Here is a 25,253-nt window from a genome sequence, read left to right on the forward strand (position 1 = left end):
ATACCTGTAATTTTATTTGACAGTCAGCACAATCTTACCCTGGATATGTCCATTAGCAGCGCATTCATGTACTTCCTTCGTATTCATACCTGTAATTTTATTTGACAGTCAGCACAATCTTACCCTGGATATGTCCATTAGCTGCCCGTTCATGTGCTTTCCGCGCATCAGAGAGGGGAAAGGTGCTATCGATAGAGACATTTACCGTTCCTGCCGCCAGCAAACGACCGAATTCTTCCAGCTGAATTCCATTGGAGCGTACCTGGGTAGAAGAAACCATGATTCCTCGTTGTGCAGCTTCCTCCGCGTCAGAAAAGCCTAAAAATACCGGGAATAAGGCACCACCACGTTTTATTGATTTTAGGAAACGACCTGTACCCGGACCGCCAAGGGTATCAAGCACTAAATCAACATCCTGCACCACAGCTTCAGGCGCTTGTTTGGTATAGTCAATAAATTCATCGGCACCTATCGAGTGTAGAAATGCTTCATGTTTGCCAGAAGCCACTGCTATAACATGCGCTCCTTTCCATTTAGCCAATTGTACAGCCAGATGTCCAACACCGCCGGCTGCGCCATTTACGAGTACCTTTTTGCCATTGAGGGGAACCGGATGGTGTTTGTGGGCCTGAAGCGGATTTGGTGCATCATGCCCCAGTTCTATGAGGAATTGCCATGCCGTCAACCCGGCCATCGGTGCAGCCGCAGCATGAATATGATCAATACCCGCCGGCTTGTGTGCAAAGTCCGAAGCCGGTGCAGCTACAAATTCAGCATAAGCGGCGCTTTCGCCCACACTGGGAAAACGAACCATGCTAAATACTTCATCGCCTTCAGAAAAACCCTCTACACCTTTGCCAACAGCGGTAACAACACCAGAAACATCCGTACCCGGAATAATAGGGAAGGGGATATTGGGTCTCCATTCCGGAGGTAGCATTTTAAAACCTTCGCGCAGATACCAGTCTGGTGGATTGATGCCGATGGCATGCACGCGAACGAGGAGCTGACCATCTTTCAATTCCGGCATAGGTGCATCGTCGTAGCTCAATACTTCCGGACCTCCGTATGCATGTAGGCGGATTGCTTTCATTTGTTCCATATATGATTTGTTTATAAGGATAAGTATCTCATATAGATACCTGTCCTTTGGTTAAAAGATTATCAAAAAACGTTTGCAGAGAAATTCATTTGTAGGGATAGGTATCTCATATAGGTACCCGCCCTTTGGTTAAAAGATTTTCTGAAAATGTTTGCAGAGAGAATCATTTATAGGCATGTGTATCTCATTAAGGTACCCCACCCTTTGTTTAGAAAGATTTTCAAGAAACGTTTGCAGAGAGAATCATTTATAGGCATGTGTATCTCATTAAGGTACCCCACCCTTTGTTTAGAAAGATTTTCAAGAAGCGTTTGCAGAGAGAATCATTTATAGGCATGTGTATCCCATTAAGGTACCCGCCCCTTAGTTAAATGATATTCTATAAATATTTGCAAAGAGATTCACTCATAGGCATACGTATCCCATATAGGTACCCGTCCTATTGAAATCAGATCCCGTTATTTGTTAGTTAAAAGACTTCCTAAAAACGTTTGGAGAGAGATTCGTATGCCGCTTAAACAACTTATTAAAAGACTGCGGGTGCTCAAAACCCAATTGATATGCAATTTCTGCCACCGTCTGCCTGGTCGTACTCAAAGCCACCTTGGCTTTTTCAATGAGCCGGTCATGTATATGTTGCTGTGCACTCTGGCCGGTGAGTGACCGAAGCATATCAGTAAGATACCTTGGAGACACCTGTAGCTGTGCCGCCACCTCAGGAACCGTAGGAATACCTCCCTGTGGGTCTGTAAACCGGCTTTCCAGGTATTTATTCATCTCTGTGATCAGATCATGGTGAATGGTCTTCCGGGTAAGGAATTGCCTGTTATAAAACCGGTTACTGTAATTCAGCAATAACTCAATCTGAGTAACCAATACATCCTGGCTAAAGGCATCCGTATTATTATCCAGCTCATCCGCAATATTCTCAAATATTCCACCGATCACTTTTTTCTCTTTGTCGGACAGAAAGAGGGCCTCATTCACCGCATATGAGAAAAATCCATATTGCTGAATGCGCTGTCCCAGGGCATAATTCCGGATCAGGTCTGCGTGAAAAAGCAGCAGATAACCATCCAGACAACTGACTTCGCCAGACATGGTCACCACCTGGTTGGGGGCTAAAAAGGCCATGCCGCCTTCTGAAAAGTCATACCAGGCCTGTCCATACCGCATCTGACCGCTGAAATCTTTCTTAAATGCAATCTTGTAGAAATCAATCATGAACCTTTTCCCGGTAAAGTCGCCACTGATCTGATCCTTGTCATAATTGACCAGGGCCACCAGCGGATGGAGCGGTTTGGGCATATCCATATCCCGCATAAATTCGGAGATACTTTTATAAATGATTGTCATGGTACAAAGGTGAGGAAAGCTGGCAAATAAAAATTAGCCTATCTGGTAAAAAGTGTAGCCTGTAGGTAAATGAGTGTTTTTTTATATTTGTGGCCTATGAGTGTACGAAAATATTCTCCATCAGGTATCCGAATAAAACATTCATGAAAAAGGGAATTCACCAATGGGTAATGAAAACCATTTTTCAAAGAAAACCCTCATGAACCGAATTCACAAACGACTATGAAAATGGTGGTACCTTCGACAAAAGTACTACCATGGAACAATCACATATCAGTTTTGAACAGGTTGTGAGTCGTGGCTGTGGCCTCGATGTTCACCAGGAGAATGTAGTAGCTACCATCAGGGGTGATAATTTGCAGGAACAAACCCGCACTTTTAGCACCTTCACAAGTTCACTTAAGGACCTGGTAGCCTGGTTGGAAGAATCGGGCATTACACATGTCGCAATGGAGAGCACGGGTGTTTACTGGAAGCCTGTTTTTAATATACTAGAACCTCACTTTGAACTTATTTTGGTCAATGCCCGGCATATTAAATATGTGCCGGGTCATAAGACTGATCGTAATGACAGTGCCTGGATTGCAAAATTATTGCTAAGCGGGCTACTAAAAGGAAGTTTTATTCCACCCCAATACACTCGTGAATTACGGGAATTGTACCGATACAAACGTAAAGTAATAGGCCAACGCTCCAGTGAATATAACCGATTACAGAACATTTTAGAGACTGCCAATATCAAATTGAGCAGCGTTGTCAGTGATGTGTTCGGCATAAGCGGCTGGTCAATGATCTCTGCTATTATTGATGGAGAACAGGATCCCATGATATTGGCCAATCTGGCCAAAGTAGGCTCAAAATCAAGAAGCAAGAACTTATTCTTGCTTTAGAAGGTAATCTTAATGAGCATCACCGTTTTATGCTCAACCTGTCTAAAGCTGCTATCTTACAGCTAAATGAACTGCTTTGTCAGGTAGATAACCGTATTGATCAGTACTTAAGAAAATGGGAAGAAGAAGTAAAATTACTTCAGACTATTCCCGGAGTACAAAAACAAACAGCTACAGCCATCTTAGCCGAAATAGGTACAGATATGCATGCCTTCCCAAATCAGCATCATTTAGCCAGTTGGTGTGGCTTATGTCCGGGTAATAATGAAAGTGCCGGAAAAAAGAAAAGTGAACGTATCAATCATGGCAACAGTTCTCTTAAAACAGCACTGGTGGAGGCGGCCTGGGCCGCTGTACATACAAAGGAATCTTATCTGAAAAGAAGATATTACTCTTTAAGTGTGCGAAGAGGTAAAAAACGTGCTCTTATCGCCATTGCACACAAAATCCTCATTGCCACTTATTTTATACTCAAAAATAGAGTGCCATATATGGAACCGGATAATCAGGAGTGGCTTAAAAAAAGAAAGCAGGCGCAGATAAATAATTATCTCAGGCGCCTGCGCGAGCTTGAGGCATTACCCCCATCTCAATAAGATTACTAAGTTACAAAAATCGACCTCTTATTGGTGCTTTTTAAGCCTGTAAAGAAAACTGATTTAAGACTCTAAGTACAAACGATTGTTGCTATAAGCACGAAATGAAAATTTTAAGCATATAGAGTCATATCAAAATTATGACACAGACTAACTATTTTCAATGAAAAAGGGGCCGTCCCGAAGGTTGACACGCCCCCTTTTCTGTTATTTAAAAACTCAATTTGCCATCTTTCCCTATCATTCCACTCTTCTCTTCTTTTCCTATAACAGCCTTCATCATTTTGTAAGCATGCTTACCTGCATACCCCCCACTTACTTTCCAGCTAAGGGTTTTCGTCGCATCATCCCATAAAAACGCCGTTGTTCTTGTAGCGCCTTTTATATAATTGTAAGAAGTACCATCATCTTCCACCATATTAAAACTGCCGTTTTTACCCGGATAGATATGTATTTCAAGCGGAGCTGTAGTAGCCTGTTCTGAATATTGCACAACAGGACTGAGCGGCAATATCGTGCCCGCCCGCACATATACGGGGATCTCATCCAATTGCTTATTTACTTCGATCGTCTTTGGCCCTGTAATTTTTTCTCCACTAAAGTAATCATACCACGTATCAGCTGGTATATACACCCGCCGCTTGCCACCTGCATTTAATACTGGCGCAGCTAATACGCCTTTACCAAACAACCATTCATCCGTCATATTCGCAACAGTCGTATCGGTAGGGAACTCCATCACCAGCGGTCGCATAATAGGTGCGCCATTGTTGTATGCTTCGTGTCCGAGACTGTAAGTATAAGGTAACAGCTGGTATCTCAGCTCCAGCGCTTTGCGTATGGCCGCTTCACCATCATCCCCCCACAAAAATGGAAAGCGGGCAGTAGTGCCGAAATCTGAATGTGAACGCATGATAGGGAAGAACACCCCTGCCTGGAACCAGCGTACCAAAGTCTCTTTTTCCGGCGTGCCGTGAAAACCACCAATGTCGCAGGCACCGTAGTACATGCCGGCAAGACTGAAGTTCAACAGGTCTTTGGGTACATCGGCCAGTGAAGACCAGGAAGACTGTATATCGCCATCCCAGGTACAATAACCAAAGCGTTGATTGCCGGGGCTAAATGCCCTGTTAATCGTGAAGTGGCGATAGTTCGGCCGTACGGTTGACAGTAAGTTGCATTGTGCAGTATTCCACCAATAATAACAGGTATAATAAGATTCGCCTTCATCATCCCACCATGCATCTACGCCTGCCTGTAACATAGGTTTTGTTCTGTCTTCAAACCATTGCCGCAGATCTGCATTGCTAAAGTTCAGGTCACGGCTATCCGTATGTGGGTTCATCAACCAACCGTTTTTTCTGGCAGTATCCAGTCGTTGATCATTGCCCAGTCTTGGTTTGCGGATGCCGATAAATTTCACGCCCTGCGCTTTCATATCAGCTATCTGTTTGGCCGGATGGGGGAACAGTTTTGGATTGAAAGTGAAATCACTATAACCTTTCTGTCCTTCTTTAGGTACAGTATAATCAGGTGTAGTGGTGTACCATTCAAAGTCAAAAATAAAGGCGTCTACAGGTAGATGAAGTGTCCGGAATTTGGTGAGTACATTCGAAATATAGGTGCTATCTTCCCATCCCCACTGACTTTGCAGGTATCCAAAAGCCCATCTGGGTGGTAGTTTAGGTTGCCCGGTCAGTTTTACATAACCTTTGGCACCATCGTAAATGGTGCTCGCCGGCCAAAGGTACAGGTTAGCAATTTTGGATGGAAATTTCCATGCTAACTGGTTGTGATTTGTAGTCCAGCTAGCTGGTTGATTATCATTGGCCGCAACACCAAACGCACTGTAGCCTGTCGTATTCCAAAGATATGGAATGCCAGCTACGCCATTGCCTACAGCAGAACCGGACTGGCTTTTTGTAAGGTCTTTGGAAGAGATATTGCCGGCGCCATACAGTAATCCCTGTATAGTATGATCAATCTCAACCGAAGAGTCGGTAAAGCGGTAGGCACCGTTCTGTATCAGCGGCTGACCTTTTGCATCATACAATGACCAGGTGCCGGTAGTGGTATTGATGGTTAACTGGCCATAAGCAGTTTTGATCCCATATAACGGAGGGGTCGAAACTACGGTGTACGGCGAGGATGCACTGTTACCGGATGCGATAAAAGTGCTTTTAATCATTTCTCCGTTTAAGCTGAGACAAAATGCAGCATTGTTAGTGGTAAATAATCCTACCTGATGGCCGCCTGCATTCACAATGATCCCGTTAGAGGTCTTTCTGACCTGAGCATTCGTGGTAAAAACTGCTGCCTGCATTGCAAGGAGCAGCAATAGCATCTTGTTTTTCATTTTTTCGTGTGGTATAAGTGGGGCGAAAGGTATAAAATATTTTGCTAAACCGGTTTAACTAATTTTTTGAGCGTATTTTTTAGGTTTTTGACCAATGTACTTTTCGAATGTTCTGGAAAAATGGCTGAGGTTTTCAAAGCCTATCTGGTAACCGGCTTCAGATACGGATAGTTTCTCTTCGCGGATCAGTCTTGCCGCTTCCTGCATTCTGAAATGCTGATAATAATCATAAATCCCCATGCCGAAAACCTGGGTGAAGACCTTGCGCATTTTCAATTCATTCATTTCAGCAATTTGTTTCAGCTCGTTAATAGCAGTGGGCTTTTCTAAAGAGGAGATCATCTTATCGCGGACCTTGTAAATGGATTTGATGTCTTTGTCGCTCAATTTTTGGTGAACGGATTGTTCGCGTTTGCTCAGGCTTTTAAACAGATGGAAGATCAGTTCCATTGCTTTTAGTTTGTAGTGGTAGTCAGATAATACGCCTGGGGATTCTTTTTTTACTATATCGTTAATAGTGCGGACAATATCATCCGTCATGATCTCTTCTAAAAAGAAGTCATGGCTGGTGTCAAAGAGATATTGAAACTGGTCTACATCTTTGTTCAGAAATCCTTTTAAATATTCCGCGCTGATCAGCACGGAGACAATCTTTACACGGGAATCTTTTTTGAAAGTACTGGTATAGGTGTAAGTAGAGGGGAATACGCGGATGAATGGCTTCTCATTTTTGTTTGGGTGATCGTTGTCAAATGGATTATTAAAGAAAAAGCAGATACTGTTGTTGATAAATTTTGGTGCAGTTGTGGGGCGGGAGAAGTTTTTCTTTACAGTATAAGCAGCAAAGAACATGGCCAGGTCGGGAAAAAAGTCAAAGCTTTTATAGTTGTGAATGTCTACATTCTGGAGGTAGTTAGTACCTATATTATAGCCTATTTTATCAAACAATTGAAAGAAGTCTTGTTGAGTTGACATAATTTTTACGACTATTTTTAGTAGTTATCGTGCTATTTTATTTATAAAGATACATTCATTTTTGTAAGATGAAAAAGCAGGTATTAATATCGGGAGCAAGCATAGCAGGCCTCTCATTAGCCTATTGGCTAAATCATTTTGGATATGCAGTGACGGTGATTGAGATATCAAAAGGGTTAAGGAGAGGCGGTTCTCCTATTGATGTGCGGGGTGATGCATTGCGGGTGGCGGAAGAGATGGGGATATTGGATAAGATCAGGGCAAAAGAGCTGGTGCATACGGATGAAATTGTGAATGCTGATAATGAAACTATTGTTAGTTTTTCGATCAATGCACAGGCGGAATATAGTGGTGATATTGAGATTACCAGGGATGACCTGGTGGATATATTGTATGAGAATATTCCTGTTGGGGATGTTCAGCTGATTTTTGATAATAAAATTGAGACAATCACGCAGCACAAAGATCGCGTTGCAGTTACTTTTAAAAAAGGAGCGCCCCGTGAATTTGATTTTGTATTTGGGGCGGATGGTACGCATTCATCCGTAAGAAAACTTGTATTTGGGGAAGAGGAAAAGTATTCAAAATTCTTCGGTGCTTATTTTGCCATAGTAGAAGCACCTCGTTTGAAAGCTGGAACCGGAGCGGTGATTTACCGTGAACCAGGCAAATTAGCGGCGTTGTATCCATTTAAAAATGTAGTGAATGCGTTTGTCGTTTTCCGGTCGCCAAAGTTACCGTACGATTATAAGAATGATGCACAACATAAGCAGATCCTGAAAGACAATTTCAAAGATAGTTCCTGGAAGATACCGGAGATATTGGATGAAATGCAGCATTCCAACAATTTATATTTTGACGAAGTGTGTCAGATCCATATGCCTGCGTGGACAAATGGTCGTGTGGCATTAGTGGGTGATGCTGCGCATACAACGGGTTTTCCAACTGGCATGGGTACGAGTCTGGCCATGCAGGGGGCAAGTATCATCGCACATGCATTGCATGAAAATGAGGATTACAATATTGCATTTGCAAAGTACAATGACACCTACCGCCCTTTTGTAGAAAGTGTGCAGGCAAGGATTACCCGTGGTTTGAACTGGTTGGTGCCGGAAACTGAAGAAGGTATCCAGGAAACTATAAAACGGTTTTTGTAATATAAAGAAAGATCAGAAGATGACTTGCTTTTGCAGCATGCAGTCCTTCTAATAAGCCTTAATAATAGCTGACAAGCTTACCAACTTGCCACCAGCCTGAATAAAAATCGGGCAAACCAATACATGCATTGATTTGCCCGGTACCTATTTTTCTGCATCTAAATTAATACGCAATCAGCTTCGGTGCATCCGCCACAAACACATCCAGCACACCATCCGCAATCTTAATTGGACCACCAAAACGGGTAGCGCCAGGGATCGTCTGCAATGCAGCAGCTTCAGCTGCAAATTTCTTCGCATTGGCAAAATAACGAGCCGCTGCGGCACTTCCATGATCAGCAGCATCCAACCCTGCGGCGGTCAGCTGTAGTGCTCTTCCCCATAACTGCATCGCATCCAGCCACGGACGTGCATCCTGGGCAAAGGAGGTATCGACAGTTCCTGACCTGATAATATCCGGCGCTGCTGCAAACGCTGCAGCACGTTGTACCAGGTCCGCAATTGCCTGGTGACGGGTGGCAACGTCTCCATTTGCAATGGCATCGCGTACACCATCGAGCATCGCCTTTAGTTTGGGCGCCTGTAACTGCCATGGCTGACTACCAAAAGTAGGCGCCAGATGCTGGGTATCAAAGAAGGTCAGCAACGCAGCTGTTGCCTGCTCATCACCCCCTGCCAGCTCGCGTGCCGCAGCCAGCCAGGTACGTTCTGCATCATACCCTTTGTCATTCCACGCAAAAGCAGCTACCCCTGTTACCGCAACACGGCTCGGTGCTTCCTGATTCATTGGATTAGAGAGGATACCTGCCAGTTCTGTTGATAAGCCGGCTTCGCGACGTACATAAGGAGCAAGCAACAACCGGCCTGTAGATTCCCCATAATCATTTACCGGGTAGTTGTCCCATAACAGTGTCTTGCGTCCAAATGCTTTTGTCGCTGCACGTGCATCCCCAATAGAGATTGCTGGCGGCACCACATCTGTGCCTGTCCATTGTACGACCACCTGCGAGTCAAGATTTTTCCTCAACGCAGCTTTGTACGGACTTTCTTTCGCATCATAATATTCAGTTGGCACCATAATCAGCGGAGGAGCTGTTGGATCTATTTTCCTGAGATTGGCCTGTAGTGCGTTCAGCAGGCGAGACTGCGCAATACCCGCCGCCTCTGGGCCTGAAGGGCCAAAGGTGGTCTTGTCCAGGTCACAATTCCATTTGGTATATTCAATATCATCGAGGGCCACATAGAAGCTGTGAACACCAATTGAACGAAGTGCACTGAACTTGCGCTCCAACTGATGCAGATCGCTTGAATCAGAGAAACACACAGTAGGACCCGGAGAAATAGCATACACAAAGTTGACATGGTTCTTTCTGGCTACCGCTACCAGTTTACCCAATTCAGCTAAAGTAGCTGCAGGATAAGCATCGCGCCAGCGATCCCTTGCATATGGATCATCTTTGGGACTGTATACATAGGTGTTTGCTTTGACAGTAGCGAGGAAGTCAAGATGTTTCTCCCGGTCTGTCATTGACCATGGTTTACCATAAAACCCTTCGATGGTGCCGCGGATCGGCATAGAAGGATGGTCCTTGATCACGAGTGCCGGAATGGCAGCGCGTTGTGCCAGTTGCCGGAAAGTCTGTGCTGCATGAAACAAACCATCCGCATCGTGGCCGGCAAGTGTAATGAGTGCACCGTTGCCTGTCGCTACACTGGCGATCGTATAGCCTTCGGTATTACTGTCTGCTACAGCACCGCATTTCGTGAGTGCTGTGCGCACGATCGCCGCATCGCCGGTACCGAGTACGATGTGCGTACCTTCGAATGCCTGTGGCAGCTGTTTTGCCGCCGTGATGGTTTCAACGCCCGCCTGCGTAAGTATGCTACGTGCCAGGGCTGTAGTTTCCGTATCAATACCCGGAGGTGCAACCAGGGTAACTGATTTACCCAGCATGATAGATCCCTTTCCCAGCGCGATAGATACGGGGGCCGGGTAAATGGCCGGCAACGTAGCAGGTCGTGCAGGTACCTGGTTATTCGGTTGAACTGTTTGTGCAACAAGAGTGCTGCAACCTAACATCCCCACAGTTAAACAAGTGAATAACGTTTTCATTTTATATTCAATTTTAAGACCTGTAATGGCGGAAAGATAATAATTGGAATGGCAGGAATGAAATGAAGGCGTTAATAAAGGTACTTTTGGTAAGAAAGTATATTCAATGGTGATTATAGTGTAATTACGGCGACATTCGAAGCGGAGAAAGTTAATAGGTATTTATTCTGACCTGCACCTAAAAGGGCTATAGAAATATAGAAAATGAAAAGCCGCCCCATTTATTTATGAGACGGCTTCTCTTGTTTTATCACCTGGCGATTCAGCTATCCGAATGAGTATCCCAATCATCTCCTTACAATTAAACGTCCAACTCACCATTCCCCATCCAATGCAAAATTAGCTTTCCTGTTTATCCAGGCGCCCCTTGTAAAATCAGGAATATACTGCACACTTCCCCCTTCTGCCACCGATTGCTCGCTCAATGGAGTAATCGCATACCACGTAGCAAGATCATACACATCCTGTGCAAACGGTGCCTCCCGCTTTATACTTTCAATAAATGAATTGATCACAAACCAGTCCATTCCACCATGGCCAGCTCCTGAGGTGTCAGCTGCATAGCGTTTCCACAATGGATGATCATACCGGCCCATATAGCTATTCTCGTCTTTAAAAGAACCACTTTTCTCCCATTGATCATACGGACTTTTCCCTTCTACATAAATGGATTCCATATCATTCATCCATAATCCATTAGTTCCCTGTACCCGAAAATTTAAAGAATAAGGACGGGGAGAGTTCGTATCATGTGAAAGGAGTATTGTCTCTCCATTGTTTGTCCTGATCAGTGTACTGACAATATCTCCGAGCTTGAACTCCACATTTGCATTTGGATGATCTTTGCCGCCTTTATCTACTATATATTTATGTAATCCTCTTGACTTGGTAGCCACGGAGGAAAGGGATATCAAACGGTTTCCCCGGTTAATATTTATCATATTAGATACAGGTCCTAATCCGTGCGTGGGATAAAGGTCGCCATTGCGATGAACAGAATGATTTGTTCGCCATTTGGCTTCGGACATTGCTTTCTCACCAAATTCTACGCCACCACCATAGAGCTGTTGGCCATTATTGAACTTCACACTACGCAGATCGTGCTGATATCCACCCTGTAAATGGGTCAGCTCTCCAAAAAGTCCCTGTCGTACCATGTTCAACACAGCCATGACATCCCTTCTATAACTTACATTCTCCATAGCGAAGACGGGAATGCCGGTCGATTCGCTGGTATCAACCAGCTCCCAGCATTCCTGGATATCACTGGCGCCACAAACCTCTACAGCAGGTATCTTCCCGGCTTTCATGGCGGCAATCGCCTGTTTGGTATGCCACTCCCAGGGAGTCGCAATGATCACGGCATCAATATCATCCCGTTTCAGCATTTTCCTGAAATCCTCCGGGCCATCACTGTATTCTGCTACTTTCCTTTTAGCGTCATAAGCTTTACTGATCATTTCTCTTGATTTGGGTATGGCCCATTTCGTATCCGGGTCACAAATAGCGACCACCTCTACATCCTTTCTACGCAGGCAAAGATTTAAATGATTTTGTCCTCTGGCACCCACACCGATCATGCCTACTCTCACCTTTTCCTTTTTGGCATTTGCAAATAATCTGGCAGGGGTATTGAGCAAAGGGAATAGCATGCCTGCGGCAGCAGTTTGCTGAAGAAAAGTTCTCCGATGAATCATATGAAATTTAATTATGGAAGTGAATTAAGATCTACAGCAGGAGGTGTGCCGGTGGCGGTACGTGTATAGTTGGTATTATAATTTACGTACCTGGCAAAGAACCCATCATTCTGTAAGTAAAAGACTCCATTATCCAGCCCACCTGCATAGTCACGGCGCTGATCACTGGTAGCGGTAGCATCAGCCGTAAATCTGGCAGTAGTAAGTTCTACCCAGGTACCGCTGGTATTCCTGATCCATTCGTTCTTATAATTTGCTTTTCTTCCCTGGTATCCGGTTGTTTCATTGAAGTTTTCAAGAAAGGAATACAAACCTGTCAGGTAGGTGACTGTATAAGGTCTTTTCCAGGTAGCAATGAACCTCCAGGTACTGGTTTCAGGTGTATATATCCAGGAAGAGTAATCCGTACCTCCGGCGCTATCCGGTTTGGCATGGGTGAGGAATTTATAGGTAGTACCCGCAGACCAGTTAAATACCAGGTAGCTTTGTCCGCCGGTGCCTTCCCCTCCAAAGCTGTTATCAACCACATCTGTTCCTTTCCGTACGAGCGTCGTAGCACCTGAATCTGCATCCCATACAGAAAATAGTACTCTTCTTTCTGAGCTACTATTCACCTGTATGCCAAAATACCCTTCCGAGAATCCATTTGCCATAAAGTAAGAGCCTACTTTATCTTGCCCGGCAGGTACTGAAATCTCACTATAGAGCCATTCAGCCGTATTGCCGGAGGGAGGTGTAAATGACAGGTGAACAGACGGCCCGCGCCTGGACCAGTAATAATTATCCGGATCGTTGGCAAATACGACATTGCTGGTAGTGGCCGTACCACTGATGTTAATCTGGGAAACATCTGCAAAGTAACCACCGGTTTTATTCACACCCTGCAGGTCTATTTTCACATACCCGGTATCCGCTATACTTACGCTGCCAATGTTATAGGAACTATAGGATGTGCCAGTGAGTGTTGCATTGAATTGTGTACCATTCACAGTTACCTTGATATTACTTGTTCCTGAAGGTACTTTGGCAGTCAGGCCCACATTTAGCGTACCTGTCTTTCCTAATCTTACATATACACTGGTAATGCTGGATGGGTTGGTCCAGTTACCGAGTCCATAAGAGGTGATCACTTCAGCCGCACCTGAAGGAAGATTGGTAACATAGGCATTGCCTGCCAGTGCTACATGTAATGTATCAGTAGCAGTAGCATTCTGTGTAGCAGCAACCGATGATAATCCTTCCAGATCGTTGTTACTGGAAATGTTACAGGCATAGAAAGCTGCTATCAGCAAGGTGCTGATGAAATGTGATTGTGTTTTCATATTTGTTTTTTAAACTGGTTAAAACATCATGGATTTTGTGTGAGGTTTGCATTGATCTGAATTTCCCTGTTCGGGATATAGAATATTACCCGGTTATCAGTAGCTTCTATGGTTTGGGTAATATTAGTGGAGGGGGTATTATTGAGACTGTGTGTGCCCGGATAATTCCTTTTCAAAGGCCGGTTGTTCCTGAAAAGGTCATAGCTGCGATGACCTTCAAAAGCCAGCTCCAGTTGTCTTTCTTCCAGCACGACATCCAGTACTGTTTTCCCGGCAGCGTCCAAATTGGCCTGTGTGTATAATGCATTTCCACTAAGGCCGGCTCTGGACCGGATAGCATTCACATCATCCAGTGCATTTTGTAGATTTCCTTTCTTTGCGTTCGCTTCTGCCCGGTTCAGATAGATTTCCGCGAGGCGTATATATACCGGCGAGCTGAGGTTCACAAGACCTTCCTGATAGTTGTACTTATTTATATAGTACATAGGTGTATTGGGATTCAGGCGGGTATTGTAACGAATATTGGATACCGGTGTACTATAAGGGTATGACAATACGCCGTCTGTAGTATAAGGGGAGATAAAGCTGTGGCGCAGGTCTTCCGGATATTTATTGAGTAGCTCCATATACTGGGTACTTGCATAGACTTCTGCCCAGCCGGTCACTCCCTGCCCTCCTTCGCTATAGTACATTGAGCCGATAGCATTAAAGTCACGGTTCTCTGTTGTCATATGCCGGATGCAGAAGATGGTCTCATTATTATCTTCCGGTACACCTCTAAAATATTGTTCGTAGTTTTCACCTGTAAGCAAACTATAACGACCTGAGTTGATCACTTTATCAGCATATTCAATGGCTTTATCATTGTCTTCCATATACAGGTAAACACGACAAAGCAGTGCATCGGCCACTTCCCGGGAAGCATAGTTATTGTTCTTTTCTTCAGTCATCATGTCTGCCGCTTTTAAGAGGTCAGAGATCACCTGATCATATACTTCTTTTACAGTGTTCCGTTTAGGATATTCTTCAGTAGTGCTTTCCAGCACAATAGGCACACCCTGGCTGCTTCCGCCATTCTGTGAGTAGGGACGGCCAAATACCCGGGCAAGGTTGAAATACATCATAGCACGCAGGTAAAGACATTCTCCTTTTAGCTGGTTGAGGTTATCCGATTCATCATCTTTTACAAAAGCAATGACCTTGTTGGCTGCATTGATAACAGAATAAGCCTGCATCCATACATTGGTAGCATGGCTACCATCTACAAGATGTGTATATCGGTAGCAGTTAGACAGGTCATCAGAGGAGGTCTGCGCCTGGGCGATATTATCACCTGGATACTCAGAAAGGAAATGCATGCTTCTCACATATTCGGCTTTTTTGAGAACTGCATAAGTGCCGATCGTAGCAGAGTATACATCCTCTTCAGTGTTCAGTGCAGCTGATTCAAGTTTGGCTGTAGATGGTTCATAATATTTTTTACATGCCGTAGTGCCGGTGAGCAGATAACAGGTAAGAAATATATATATAATATGACGCTTCATGTGTTTGTTTTTAAAATTCTACGTTTACACCAAATAATACCTTCCTGCTTATAGGATATTTAGTTCCGGACTCGCCGGAGCTAAGGTTCACTTCAGGATCCATTCCTGAAAAACGGGTGAAGGTGAGGAGATTATCACCGCTTACGAATATCCTTGCATTGCTGATATTGATCCTGGAGAGCAGGTCTTTGGGAAAGCTATAGGCTAATCTCACATTACGAAGGCGCAGGTAGCTTCCATCTTCAAGGTATCTTGATGAAGGCTGGTTAGAAGACTTATTGCCGCCAAGCAAAGGTTTAGGGTGTGTGGCTTTGTCGCCGGCCTTTTGCCATCTGTTCCAGCCTTTAGCTAATACCATCTGGTTGTAGCTGTCATATAATCCATCTGAGTCGAAGAATTGCCTGGAGTTATTATATACCTGGTTACCACTTACAAAGTTGAAAAAGAAGCTTAAACTGATGCCATTATAGGAGAATGTGTTTGTAATCCCACCTGTGAATTTAGCAGCCGCAGAGGTGCCGGTATATTGTAAGGTCGCCTTATTATAGCTATTTGTTTGGGTCACCACCTGTTTGCCATCCTGGTCTGTTTCAATTTTTTCCCAGAGTGGATCACCATTTTCCGGATCAACACCTGCCCATTTGCGCATATACCACTTATCCATATCTTCTCCAAGTCCTACCGGCTGGCGGGCACCTGGGTTGGCAAATTTATCATTGCCATTCAGTTTAAGTACTTTATTCCGGTTAGCAGCAATGTTAAAACTGGTTTCCCATTTGAATTTACCGACGAGGTTCCTTGTATTGATGATCAGTTCAAGGCCTTTGTTGCTTACCGAGCCAATATTCTCAAGGATAGAGGAATATCCGCTGGTATAGGGGAGGTTCACTGTCATCAATAATGATTTGGCTTTTTTGTCATAGACATCAGCGGTGAGGGCAATCCGTTCTTTCAGGAACGACACATCAAATCCCAGGTTATTGACCCTGATCTTTTCCCAGGTCAGGTCAGGATTCCCTTTTTGAGAAGGATAGGAGCCTGCTTCGCCCGCATAGCTCGCGCTTTGATCGTAAGAGTAAAGTCCCAATGCCTGGTAATCGCCACTGGGCGGATTGCCAACCGTACCATGGCCCAACCTTATCTTCAGAAAGCTGATCGTATTATTCTCTGCTAGAAAAGGTTCATTGGTCAGTATCCAGGACGCTCCAAACTGATAGAAGCTACCACCCGGGTTATTATTCCCGAATTTTGACGAGATATCATAGACGAAGGAAGCAACGAGGAAATATTTATTGGCAAGATTGTAGTCCGCTTGCGTCAGGTATTTGGAAAAGGAATATTGGTTATTGCCACCAGTAGGATTGTTTTTCACTTCTGTAGCTGTAGACATCGCCGTCATACCCTGAGGTAATCCCCGGCCAGTGGCAGTGTTCACATCATAATAATACTTTTCACCTTCCTGAACTGCAAGTATCGAAAGGTTGTGTTTCCCAAAACTATTATCATATCGCAGTCTGTTTGAGCTTAAGAGCCGGCTGGAATAGCTGTTTTCGTTATAGAGATAACCGTTATCAGCAGTGCCTTCCTGTGATCTGCGATCGTAGTAATCTACAGCTTTATAGGCACTGAAGTAGACCCGGTTGTAAGAAGATATGGTGAAATGCCTGACAATTGCGTAGTCAATATTCAGATCGCCTGTTCCTTCAAAAGTCTTATCGTACGAAAGGTTGTATTGCAGTGAATGCAGGAAGTTATGCTGGTCGCGGCCCAGCCAGCCTTCACTGCTACCCGGGCGGGGGGTACCATCAGCGTAGTAGGGATTATCCCATGGAAGATTAGTGTAAGCGTCATATAATGTGCTACTTTGCTGATTATTGTTTTTGGTGAACAGTCCATTGACAAGTACACTTGCTTTCAGCTTGTCAGTCAGCTTTTGAGTTACATTCGTACGAAAGCTGTAGACAGTTGTTTTGTTGGTGAGCAGTGTGCCTTCTTCACTGTAATAATTGCCGGAAGCAAAGAACTGTGTCTTTTCAGATCCACCTGATGCTGACAGGGTGTAGCTTTGTGTCATGCCAGTTCTGAAACCAAGGTCTAACCAATCCGTATTTGTATTTAATACTGAATCAGGACGACTAGTGAATGTCTGCTGATAGTCAAACAGCTGGCGGGAATCCATCAGTTTGAATTTCCCAAAATTAGCTTTGTTAAATCCTGTAGTTGAGCTGAATGATAATTTTGAACTGCCTGTCTTTCCCTGTTTGGTAGTAACGATGATCACGCCGTTAGCCGCTCTTGATCCATACAGGCCTGTGGCAGCAGCGTCTTTCAGGATAGTAACTGATTCAATATCGTTCGGGTTATAGGTGCCTCCAATGTTACCATCTACCACAACGAGGGGAGAGGAGCTGGCTCCCAGCGTACCTTGTCCGCGGATCAGAATGGTAGCGCCCGTGGTAGGGTCACCGGATCCGGTAGATACGGTCACACCCGGCGCTTTGCCTTGCAGGAGGCTGGCAAGGTCGTTGGAGGTTACATCCCTCAGTTTATCACCAGAGACGGTGCTAACAGAACTCGATAACAATTTTACATTTTTGCTGGTATAGCCTACAACAGTTACACCTTCAATATCCTTGCTAACGGGCTGCAACTGGAGATCAACTATTGATCTATCCTGTATGTTTATTTCCCTTGACTGGAATCCCATGAAGGACACCTCCAGCACGCTGCCATCGGGAATATCTGCCAGGTTATATGTACCGTCGGCATTGGTGATAGTCCCTTTATTGGTTCCTTTAATTTTAACTGTAACACCTGGTAGCGGATGACCTTTTTCATCCGTAATCCTTCCTTTCAGGTTATTATCAGGCAAAGAGGTCTTTTGGGGTTTCGCATCCTCCTTTGACCTTGAAATGATGATGACCTTTTCTTCAATGGAATAGGCCAGATGCCGTTCCTTCAGTATGTCATCCAGGAATGTCTCCAATGGCTGATTAACAGCCGTAACATTCATCGGGCTGCAATTGCGCAGGATGCTCTTGTTGTAAAAGAAAACGTAGCCTGTTTGCTTCTTTACCGCATTCAGCACTTGTGACAGCATGACTTGTTTGCCTGAATAAGTAACGGTCTGAGATAATGTTTTTGCACTGATTTGCAAGCAGGCAGCAAGCATGAGGATTGAAGTTAGTTTCATTGCTTTCCCCCAGGTTTTTAAGTTCCGGCTGCCGGATAGATCAGGTTCTATGGCCGTGCCGTGCCTGAATTTGGTTGATAGTACTTTACGAACTGTACGGACATAAAAAGCACACTTACAAAAGGTGTAAAATTTCATACTTTTGTAACGATTTTAGGTAGATTAAAAAATGAGTCTTGCTGACTGTTTTACTGGTCACCTGGAATTACATAGAGGGGGGTGGTGGAACACCTCCCTTATTTTTTTCAGGCTAGTTGGTTGTAGTTATTTTAGTTTTTGGTTATGGCAAAATTATAAGTCGTTTCCCTTCTATACGATATTTGATTTCAACCTGATTTAATATTTTCAATACTTGTGACAGTTGAAGTGAGGTAGGGAGCTCTCCTTCGAATATGATGTCTGGTATTTTTCCTTCGTAGACGATCTCTATATCATACCAGCGGGCCAGTTGCCGCATCACTTGTTGTATTGTAGCCCCATCGAAGTTAAAATACCCATCTTTCCAGGCAATCACCTGGTCTGTATTGACATTACTTTCCATCTGAAGGGTGCCATCGGGCATTGCTCTTACCTGTTGGCCAGGATTTAGCTGCATCGGTTTATGGCCCGGCGTTTCGATCAATACAGCGCCATTCAATAAGGTGGTATTCATACTTGCTTCATCGCCATATGCATTGACATTAAAGCTGGTTCCCAATACCTTCACCTGCATGCGATCATTCACTGAAACACAAAAAGGCTTTGCTGGATCTTTGGCTATTTCAAAATAAGCTTCTCCTGTAACCTTCACCAGGCGTTCTTTGTCGGTGAAAGCAGTAGGGAATTGCAAGCTGGAACCGGCATTCAGCCATACCTTTGAATTATCCGGCAATACCAGCTGGAATTTTCGTCCCCGGGGGGTATAAATATTATTATAGCTCACTCCTTCGGCTTTGGCGGCGTTATACAACAGTTTTCCATTGCTGAGTATGACCTGTGTACCTTGTTGGTTGGTGATAATGCCATTGCCGCTGCTATCCAATACGATCTTCTTTCCATTAGCAAGGGTCAATACAGCCCCATGCCGACCGGGAGGAACGTCTTTTGTTGTTGCAATAGCATTCCCGGTGTGTCTTGTTGATACCCGGCTATTAAGCCAGTAACCTGCACCCATAATAATGCAAAGCATTGCAGCTGCCCACCACCAGTAACTGTGATTGAGCGTACGGGTTTTCAGTGGTGGCCGGGCTTTTTGAAGTATTTTATCAACAATTGCATCTTTTTGAATATTGGTATATACCTGCTCTGCCTGCAAATCATCCCACGCTGCCTTTAGTACAGCAGGAAGTGTTCCATTTATATCGATGCTTTCGAGGAGGTTTATCAGCTCTTCTTTTTCGGCGGGATTGGCCTGACCATTAAACCACCGTTGAAATAGCTCCTCAAGCCTGGAAGATGTTTGCATGAAAAAAGTATTACTTTATAATAGGAACAACAGAAAAATGAAAAAGGGGCTATCAGGTGGGGAATTTTTTTTTAATAAATAAAAGTAAGATCAATAAAAGGTCTTTATGTTTGGTTACATAGTTTATAATTGATTGGGTACCATATTGAAGGTATTTTTTCACAGTCTCCCTGGAAAGGCCGGTTGCAGTCGCAATCTCATTATATTTCATTCCCTGCTGCCGGCTCATGATCCATACTTTTTGTTGCTGGGGAGGGAGTTGGGCAATTGCTTCTTCTATAAGACTTAACTGACGTTCCTGATTTTCTGGAGGATGGGTGGCGAGGAGTTCTTCATTATATTCCCATAGCTTTCTTTTTTTATTCTCGCGAACCATCTTTTTTATGATGTTCAGCGCATGGTTACGGGAGATGACAAAGAGGTAGTTCCTGAAGTTGTGAATATTGCCCAAAGTTTCCCGTGTTGTCCAGATTTGCAGGAAAATATCCTGTACGATTTCTTCGGCTAGTTCGTTTGACTTTGTGAGATGTTGTATATATGTATGTAACAGATCAGCATAGAGGTGAAAGAGCTTTCGGTAAGCTTTTTCATTGCCCGCAGCTACAAGTGAAAGGAGCTCTGTGTTATTATCTGTAACGTCTGCAAACAATCCGGAAATCTTTTAAATAGTGTAAAATTTCCCCTATTTAATAAAATTTATTGATTTTTTTTACAAAAAAAGATAAAAATAAATTAGAAGAATTTGGTTGAAGGATGTAGGGCGAGCCAGCAGCAGAGGATGATGCTTCATAATTCTTTCCTGATTCAAAAAGCTGCCTCATCGTCCCGAACGAAGTGCGCTACCGGGCTGCGCTACATCCCGTTATTTTACTTTCATAATAAATTCACGAAAAAATCTGGCATATAATTCGCCTTCTATCCCTCAAGGTGCAATATCTTTGCCCGCTACAAATACTATGAAAAGATTACTATTAGCCGTTTTTCTCTATGCCGGCGTAAATGCTTCTGGTCAGGACAATCCTAATCCCAAAGCCGTTTCCGCCTTTATCACGCTTGTAAAACAACAGGATAAACAGGCGCTCGCCGATAAAGTCATATATCCTTTAAGAAGACAATATCCGTTGCCAGCTGTGAATAATAAGCAGGAATTCCTTGCCCGTTACAGTGAACTGTTTGATGATTCACTGATTTATATAATCGCTCATTCTGACCCGGCAAAAGACTGGGCTTCAGGAGGGTGGAGGGGAATCTCTCTGAATCGGGGTCAGGTATGGCTGGATGATAATGGAAAGCTGATAGGGATCAATTACCAGACGAAAACAGAAGCGGCAAAAAGAGCTACGCTGATAGAAGCGGATAAGAACCAGATCAATCCTTCTTTAAGAGATTATAAGCAACCGGTTTTAGCTTTTCAGACAGATAAATTCAAGGTGCGAATTGATGATATGGGGAGTAATAATTTCCGGTATACCAGCTGGCCAGTGAATGTCAGAACCATAGATCAGCCGGAGGTGGTGATTCAGGATGGGAAGTTGATACGTGAGGGCTCAGGAGGCAATCATTATTTCTCTTTTGAGAATGGGGCGTATACTTACAAGGTAGAGATCACTGTTATTGGAAAGGAGAAGTTGCCACCTACATTGACGATTTCAAAGGGGGATGAGACGATCATGACGCAGAAGGCAAAGAAGTAGCTAATTGTACGGGGCCTGACTAAATTCAAAATGATACACTACTCATCATTTTATTTTTAAATCCAGAAAAATAGCCTAACTTAAATAAATTGCCCCAGCCGGTAATCCAGCTGGGGCTTCCCATTAAAATTGTAAAATAAACAAACTAGTATGGCTATACTAAACGAATACCCACTGCTGTTTATCTGAGTTACAAATTTACATCCTTTATCTCCTCCTATTAAATCCCACATTAATCATTAGTCATTTCGCTGTACAATCATTAAAATTTAAAAAAAATCACATCATTTTCAGAAAATTGTCCATTCCCCGGTAAAAAGTCGTTGTACTTTTCATCTTTTTTCCGGTTTCGCTATTGTTGTTAGAACACAAATATTTAATTTCGGTGATATAATACATTGTCTTTTAATTAAAAAAATCGAAAACCATGAAGCAAACTGTATCTGCTATTGCTTTAATGCTTGCACTGGCCGCTTGTGGCGGTGGTACTAAACCTGAACAGGCTAAAACCTCCGAAGCACAGGAAGCTGCTGCTACCACCGGTGCTGCTTACACCATCGACACTGCTGCTACTACCGTTGACTGGAAAGCTACCCACAAAGGTGGTATGGCTCCTCGTTGGGGTGTTATCAAGGTGTCTTCCGGTACCCTGAACGTTGAAAACGGCACTATTACCAGTGGTGAATTCGAAGTAAACATGAATTCCCTGACCACTGATCCTGCATCTGTTACTGAAAAGGATAAGAAATCCACTGATCTGGATGGCCACCTGAAAAGCGCAGACTTCTTCAATGTTGAGAAGTTCCCGGCTGCTAAATTCGTTATCACTGCCGTAGCTCCTTACGACAGCACTAAAGCTAAGAGCCTGGAAGCAGGTGCAACTAATCTGATCAGCGGTAACCTGACCCTGAAAGATAGCACCCTGAACATCACCTTCCCTGCTGTAGTTACTGTGTCTGAAGGCGACGTAACTGCTACTGCTAAATTCGTGATTGACAGAACCGCATGGGGTATCCACTACAAAACTGAAGGTAGCCCTGAAAACTGGGTGATTAGCAAGGATATCGAAATCGGCTTCAAAGTGAAGGCTGTTAAGAAATAATTGCTATCAGCATATGCTGAAAAAATAAAAGGCCCGCATCGTAGGATGCGGGCCTTTTATTTTTGAAAAACAGAACAATAAATAAAGTAACAATATCGATACAAATACCTCCAATTCCCCTAAAACGAAAAAGAGGTAGCAGAGATGCTACCTCAATAAATTATCTGGTCCTTTGAAAACCTAATTTGTATTATTCCCCTTCAAATATTGGTATGCAAATGTAACAACCTTTTTCCGCTCTTTCCAAATCTTTTTTCCCTCCCAAATACTGCACAATAACCAATCACCTCAATTTCAACCATCTCTCTCCGTTATACTCACATAAAGAATATACCTACCTGAAAATATATTTTATTATATAAAAAAATATCATAATTTACTTATCTCATAAACCATCATCGACACATACAGCTACCGTGATATTGAACCCTTTTTAACCAGAACCAGCGCCTGTATGCATTGAAAACTTTATCCTATACCCGATGCCAAAAATCTATTCCCTGTCTCTGGCATTGCTTTTATCTCAATTACAGCTAAAAGCACAATATGCCGATACCGGAACAGGATCCCTCAAAGAGCAGATCTACTGGTGCAACTGGGCCGGTTTTACCATTACCGAAGGGGCCACTAAAACATTTATTACCAGTGATAGCCTCACTGTTACCGCCACCTTTTCCGACGTTACAGGTACTACTCCCGTACCTAACTATATGTCTTACGCCGGCTATGACTTCAATAACCCAGCCATCAAAGGCTCTTTAAATACCAACAGCAGCGCGCATTTCAAAGTGTCCTTTACCGCCACCCGGAATAATACTCCCATACCCGTTACCATGGTCGCCATCGGTACCGGCAGCACTACTTATACAGATGCCTGCAGCACTTCGATGGCGTTAAGTACTGATACGACCGAAGTCACTATGGGAAATGCCTCCACCGTCATCTTCGGTATCCTGGCAGGATTCGACAGGGGAGACCTGCCGGCTTCCTACGGCTATGCCGCCCATGAACTCAATTATATCCCTTGTACCCTCACCCAACAATCAAATTTCTACTTAGGTGCCATCGTCCCCGATGCCGACACGCTAAAAGCCACTGATGACGTTGCCGACGAAGATGCGATCACCACTTTTCCTCCATATACAGGAGGAGGGGAGTACGAAATCACAATTCCGGTATACGCCACTACAACCGCATACGTCTCCGCGTGGTTCGACTTCAACCGCAATGGTACCTTCGATGCAAATGAAATCGCTATCGATACTATAACAGCAAATACCGCCACTTTAAAATGGTCAGACATCCCGGCACGACTCCCTGCCGGCAAAGTGTCTCCATCCGCCTTTCGCTTCCGCATCTCCGATACGCTTATCACCAGTCCCACCGGCTATGCGCCCAATGGCGAAGTCGAAGACTATTTTATTCCTCTCACTGCACCCTGCGATGTAAAAGTTAGCACGCTCCCCGACGTTATTCTCTGCGCAGGTAGGTCCACGCAGCTCAGTGCTACGGGTGCTACCTCCTATAAATGGACACCTGCTACTTTCCTGAATGCCGATACCATCGCTCAACCTGTGGCCAGTCCAACCATCACCACAAAATACACCGTAGCAGGAACAGACGCTTATGGCTGCACAGGCGAAGCTTCGCTCACGATCAATGTGAATCCTTCTCCCGTTATCACCACCAGCAAGGATACCTCCATGTGTACGGGCACCACTATCCAGTTATCAGGCGTTTCAGATATTCCTGCCAGTTATACCTGGTCGCCAGCCAAAGGATTAAGTAACACGACCATCACAAACCCTACTGCCAGCCCTGACACCACCACCAATTACATCATTACCGCATCTACCATCTACGGCTGCCGTACTTCTAAAAAAATATATATCAATGTAACTCCGACGCCTGTATTGAAGGTCACCCCCGACTCACCCGCTGTGTGCATCGGTCAGTCTGTGATCATGACCGCCGCCGGTGGCGATGAATATGCATGGCTTACATCAAATGATTCCCTGCTTACCACAAGTACGGCTTTAAACATTTCACCCCTGCACGATACTACTTTCAAGGTCTACATCAGGGACTACGCCTGCAAGCTCGCCGATACCCTCGTGGTACCCGTGATCGTATACGATACACCCAGGACTACCATTGCCAAATCAGGCGACATTGACTGTGCCAACGCCAGCATCAGTTTAAAAGCAACAGGAGGCATCTATTACACCTGGGAAACTGCTCCCGGCATCACCAATACGCATACCGCCAGTCCGGCCGTATCCCCGCTGGAAACGACTACTTACGAAGTCACTATTATGGATGGTCATGGCTGTACCAATGTAGAAAGTATAACCGTCAATGTGGATGTCGCTCTCGCCTTCACCCGTTATCCCATACCTTCGGCATTTACACCTAACGGAGATGGTAAAAATGATTGCTTTGGACTAAAACGTTGGGGGGAAACCTCCGGGTTTGAGTTTAATATTTTCAACCGGGTAGGTCGGATCGTATATGCATCAGATTCACCAGATGCTTGCTGGGACGGTACTTCCAAAGGCGAACCTTTACCTGTGGGTACATATATTTACATGATCCGCGCCAGAACTATCTGTGGTGATGTCGTAAGAAAAGGCACCATCCTGCTAATCCGTTGAGCTAAATCCATTTTGCAAAAAATAAATTTTGGGCTCATAGATATTTCCTATTTTAAAG

General features: G+C 44.2%; 17 protein-coding genes. 6 read left to right on the top strand and 11 right to left on the bottom strand.

Annotation, left to right across the window (positions count from 1 at the left end):
* Positions 1-97: 97 nt before the first annotated feature.
* Both SIO70_RS16360 and SIO70_RS16365 read right to left on the bottom strand, forming a co-directional pair.
* Entirely contained in the window at positions 98-1,102 is a 1,005-nt protein-coding gene (locus SIO70_RS16360; protein ID WP_320581927.1) for an NADP-dependent oxidoreductase, read from the bottom strand.
* 465 nt (positions 1,103-1,567) lie between these two features.
* A complete protein-coding gene (locus SIO70_RS16365; protein ID WP_320581928.1) occupies positions 1,568-2,458 on the bottom strand; it encodes a helix-turn-helix transcriptional regulator in 891 nt (296 codons plus the stop codon).
* A 257-nt stretch (positions 2,459-2,715) separates the two neighbouring features.
* Here SIO70_RS16365 and SIO70_RS16370 point away from each other — a divergent pair, with 257 nt between their 5' ends.
* Positions 2,716-3,348, top strand: a complete 633-nt coding sequence (locus SIO70_RS16370; protein WP_320581929.1) for an IS110 family transposase — start codon at positions 2,716-2,718, stop codon at positions 3,346-3,348.
* On the top strand, positions 3,336-3,944 hold the full coding sequence (locus SIO70_RS16375) for an IS110 family transposase (protein ID WP_320582067.1): 609 nt from the start codon (positions 3,336-3,338) through the stop codon (positions 3,942-3,944). Before SIO70_RS16370 ends, SIO70_RS16375 begins: the two co-directional genes overlap by 13 nt.
* A gap of 211 nt (positions 3,945-4,155) precedes the next feature.
* Here the strand turns inward: SIO70_RS16375 and SIO70_RS16380 are convergent, their stop codons facing one another.
* Together SIO70_RS16380 and SIO70_RS16385 are read right to left on the bottom strand one after the other, a co-directional pair.
* Positions 4,156-6,300, bottom strand: a complete 2,145-nt coding sequence (locus tag SIO70_RS16380; protein WP_320581930.1) for a TIM-barrel domain-containing protein — start codon at positions 6,298-6,300, stop codon at positions 4,156-4,158.
* Between the two features lie 54 nt (positions 6,301-6,354).
* Positions 6,355-7,275 carry an AraC family transcriptional regulator gene (locus SIO70_RS16385; RefSeq protein WP_320581931.1) on the bottom strand — a complete coding sequence of 307 codons (921 nt, stop codon included), beginning with the start codon at positions 7,273-7,275 and terminating at the stop codon, positions 6,355-6,357.
* 68 nt (positions 7,276-7,343) lie between these two features.
* Here SIO70_RS16385 and SIO70_RS16390 point away from each other — a divergent pair, with 68 nt between their 5' ends.
* Positions 7,344-8,432 (top strand): FAD-dependent monooxygenase, encoded by a 1,089-nt coding sequence (locus SIO70_RS16390; protein WP_320581932.1) that lies wholly within the window; start codon positions 7,344-7,346, stop codon positions 8,430-8,432.
* A 163-nt stretch (positions 8,433-8,595) separates the two neighbouring features.
* Here the strand turns inward: SIO70_RS16390 and SIO70_RS16395 are convergent, their stop codons facing one another.
* The 7 genes from SIO70_RS16395 to SIO70_RS16425 all read right to left on the bottom strand — a co-directional run bounded on the left by SIO70_RS16395 (position 8,596) and on the right by SIO70_RS16425 (position 20,394).
* Positions 8,596-10,545: a beta-N-acetylglucosaminidase domain-containing protein gene (locus SIO70_RS16395; protein WP_320581933.1), complete on the bottom strand. Its 1,950-nt coding sequence runs from the start codon at positions 10,543-10,545 to the stop codon at positions 8,596-8,598.
* A 314-nt stretch (positions 10,546-10,859) separates the two neighbouring features.
* On the bottom strand, positions 10,860-12,242 hold the full coding sequence (locus tag SIO70_RS16400) for a Gfo/Idh/MocA family protein (RefSeq protein ID WP_320581934.1): 1,383 nt from the start codon (positions 12,240-12,242) through the stop codon (positions 10,860-10,862).
* 11 nt (positions 12,243-12,253) lie between these two features.
* Positions 12,254-13,564: a DUF3472 domain-containing protein gene (locus SIO70_RS16405; protein WP_320581935.1), complete on the bottom strand. Its 1,311-nt coding sequence runs from the start codon at positions 13,562-13,564 to the stop codon at positions 12,254-12,256.
* Between the two features lie 26 nt (positions 13,565-13,590).
* Positions 13,591-15,108: a RagB/SusD family nutrient uptake outer membrane protein gene (locus SIO70_RS16410; protein ID WP_320581936.1), complete on the bottom strand. Its 1,518-nt coding sequence runs from the start codon at positions 15,106-15,108 to the stop codon at positions 13,591-13,593.
* A gap of 10 nt (positions 15,109-15,118) precedes the next feature.
* On the bottom strand, positions 15,119-18,301 hold the full coding sequence (locus SIO70_RS16415) for a SusC/RagA family TonB-linked outer membrane protein (protein ID WP_320581937.1): 3,183 nt from the start codon (positions 18,299-18,301) through the stop codon (positions 15,119-15,121).
* Positions 18,302-18,581: 280 nt separating this feature from the next.
* Positions 18,582-19,745, bottom strand: a complete 1,164-nt coding sequence (locus tag SIO70_RS16420; protein ID WP_320581938.1) for a FecR family protein — start codon at positions 19,743-19,745, stop codon at positions 18,582-18,584.
* 52 nt (positions 19,746-19,797) lie between these two features.
* Entirely contained in the window at positions 19,798-20,394 is a 597-nt protein-coding gene (locus SIO70_RS16425) for an RNA polymerase sigma factor (protein WP_320581939.1), read from the bottom strand.
* A gap of 307 nt (positions 20,395-20,701) precedes the next feature.
* Between SIO70_RS16425 and SIO70_RS16430 the strand changes: the two genes are divergently transcribed.
* From SIO70_RS16430 to SIO70_RS16440, 3 genes are all read left to right on the top strand, one after another.
* The gene (locus SIO70_RS16430; protein ID WP_320581940.1) at positions 20,702-21,439 is read left to right on the top strand and encodes a hypothetical protein; all 738 of its coding nucleotides are present in this window, start codon (positions 20,702-20,704) and stop codon (positions 21,437-21,439) included.
* A gap of 427 nt (positions 21,440-21,866) precedes the next feature.
* Complete coding sequence (locus SIO70_RS16435) at positions 21,867-22,541, top strand: YceI family protein (RefSeq protein ID WP_320581941.1); 675 nt, start codon at positions 21,867-21,869, stop codon at positions 22,539-22,541.
* Positions 22,542-23,023: 482 nt separating this feature from the next.
* The gene (locus SIO70_RS16440) at positions 23,024-25,195 is read left to right on the top strand and encodes a gliding motility-associated C-terminal domain-containing protein (protein WP_320581942.1); all 2,172 of its coding nucleotides are present in this window, start codon (positions 23,024-23,026) and stop codon (positions 25,193-25,195) included.
* The last annotated feature ends 58 nt before the right edge of the window (positions 25,196-25,253 follow it).

The organism is Chitinophaga sancti (assembly GCF_034087045.1).
Classification (GTDB): domain Bacteria; phylum Bacteroidota; class Bacteroidia; order Chitinophagales; family Chitinophagaceae; genus Chitinophaga; species Chitinophaga sancti_B.

What these genes read in the sequence shown, in the direction of transcription:
- SIO70_RS16400 (WP_320581934.1), bottom strand. Translation starts at nt 12,242, where the DNA reads ATGATTCATCGGAGAACTTTTCTTCAGCAAACTGCTGCCGCAGGCATG.
- SIO70_RS16390 (WP_320581932.1), top strand. Translation starts at nt 7,344, where the DNA reads ATGAAAAAGCAGGTATTAATATCGGGAGCAAGCATAGCAGGCCTCTCA.
- SIO70_RS16370 (WP_320581929.1), top strand. Translation starts at nt 2,716, where the DNA reads ATGGAACAATCACATATCAGTTTTGAACAGGTTGTGAGTCGTGGCTGT.
- SIO70_RS16420 (WP_320581938.1), bottom strand. Translation starts at nt 19,745, where the DNA reads ATGCAAACATCTTCCAGGCTTGAGGAGCTATTTCAACGGTGGTTTAAT.
- SIO70_RS16435 (WP_320581941.1), top strand. Translation starts at nt 21,867, where the DNA reads ATGAAGCAAACTGTATCTGCTATTGCTTTAATGCTTGCACTGGCCGCT.
- SIO70_RS16365 (WP_320581928.1), bottom strand. Translation starts at nt 2,458, where the DNA reads ATGACAATCATTTATAAAAGTATCTCCGAATTTATGCGGGATATGGAT.
- SIO70_RS16415 (WP_320581937.1), bottom strand. Translation starts at nt 18,301, where the DNA reads ATGAAACTAACTTCAATCCTCATGCTTGCTGCCTGCTTGCAAATCAGT.
- SIO70_RS16430 (WP_320581940.1), top strand. Translation starts at nt 20,702, where the DNA reads ATGAAAAGATTACTATTAGCCGTTTTTCTCTATGCCGGCGTAAATGCT.
- SIO70_RS16440 (WP_320581942.1), top strand. Translation starts at nt 23,024, where the DNA reads ATGCCAAAAATCTATTCCCTGTCTCTGGCATTGCTTTTATCTCAATTA.
- SIO70_RS16380 (WP_320581930.1), bottom strand. Translation starts at nt 6,300, where the DNA reads ATGAAAAACAAGATGCTATTGCTGCTCCTTGCAATGCAGGCAGCAGTT.
- SIO70_RS16405 (WP_320581935.1), bottom strand. Translation starts at nt 13,564, where the DNA reads ATGAAAACACAATCACATTTCATCAGCACCTTGCTGATAGCAGCTTTC.
- SIO70_RS16385 (WP_320581931.1), bottom strand. Translation starts at nt 7,275, where the DNA reads ATGTCAACTCAACAAGACTTCTTTCAATTGTTTGATAAAATAGGCTAT.
- SIO70_RS16395 (WP_320581933.1), bottom strand. Translation starts at nt 10,545, where the DNA reads ATGAAAACGTTATTCACTTGTTTAACTGTGGGGATGTTAGGTTGCAGC.
- SIO70_RS16410 (WP_320581936.1), bottom strand. Translation starts at nt 15,108, where the DNA reads ATGAAGCGTCATATTATATATATATTTCTTACCTGTTATCTGCTCACC.
- SIO70_RS16360 (WP_320581927.1), bottom strand. Translation starts at nt 1,102, where the DNA reads ATGGAACAAATGAAAGCAATCCGCCTACATGCATACGGAGGTCCGGAA.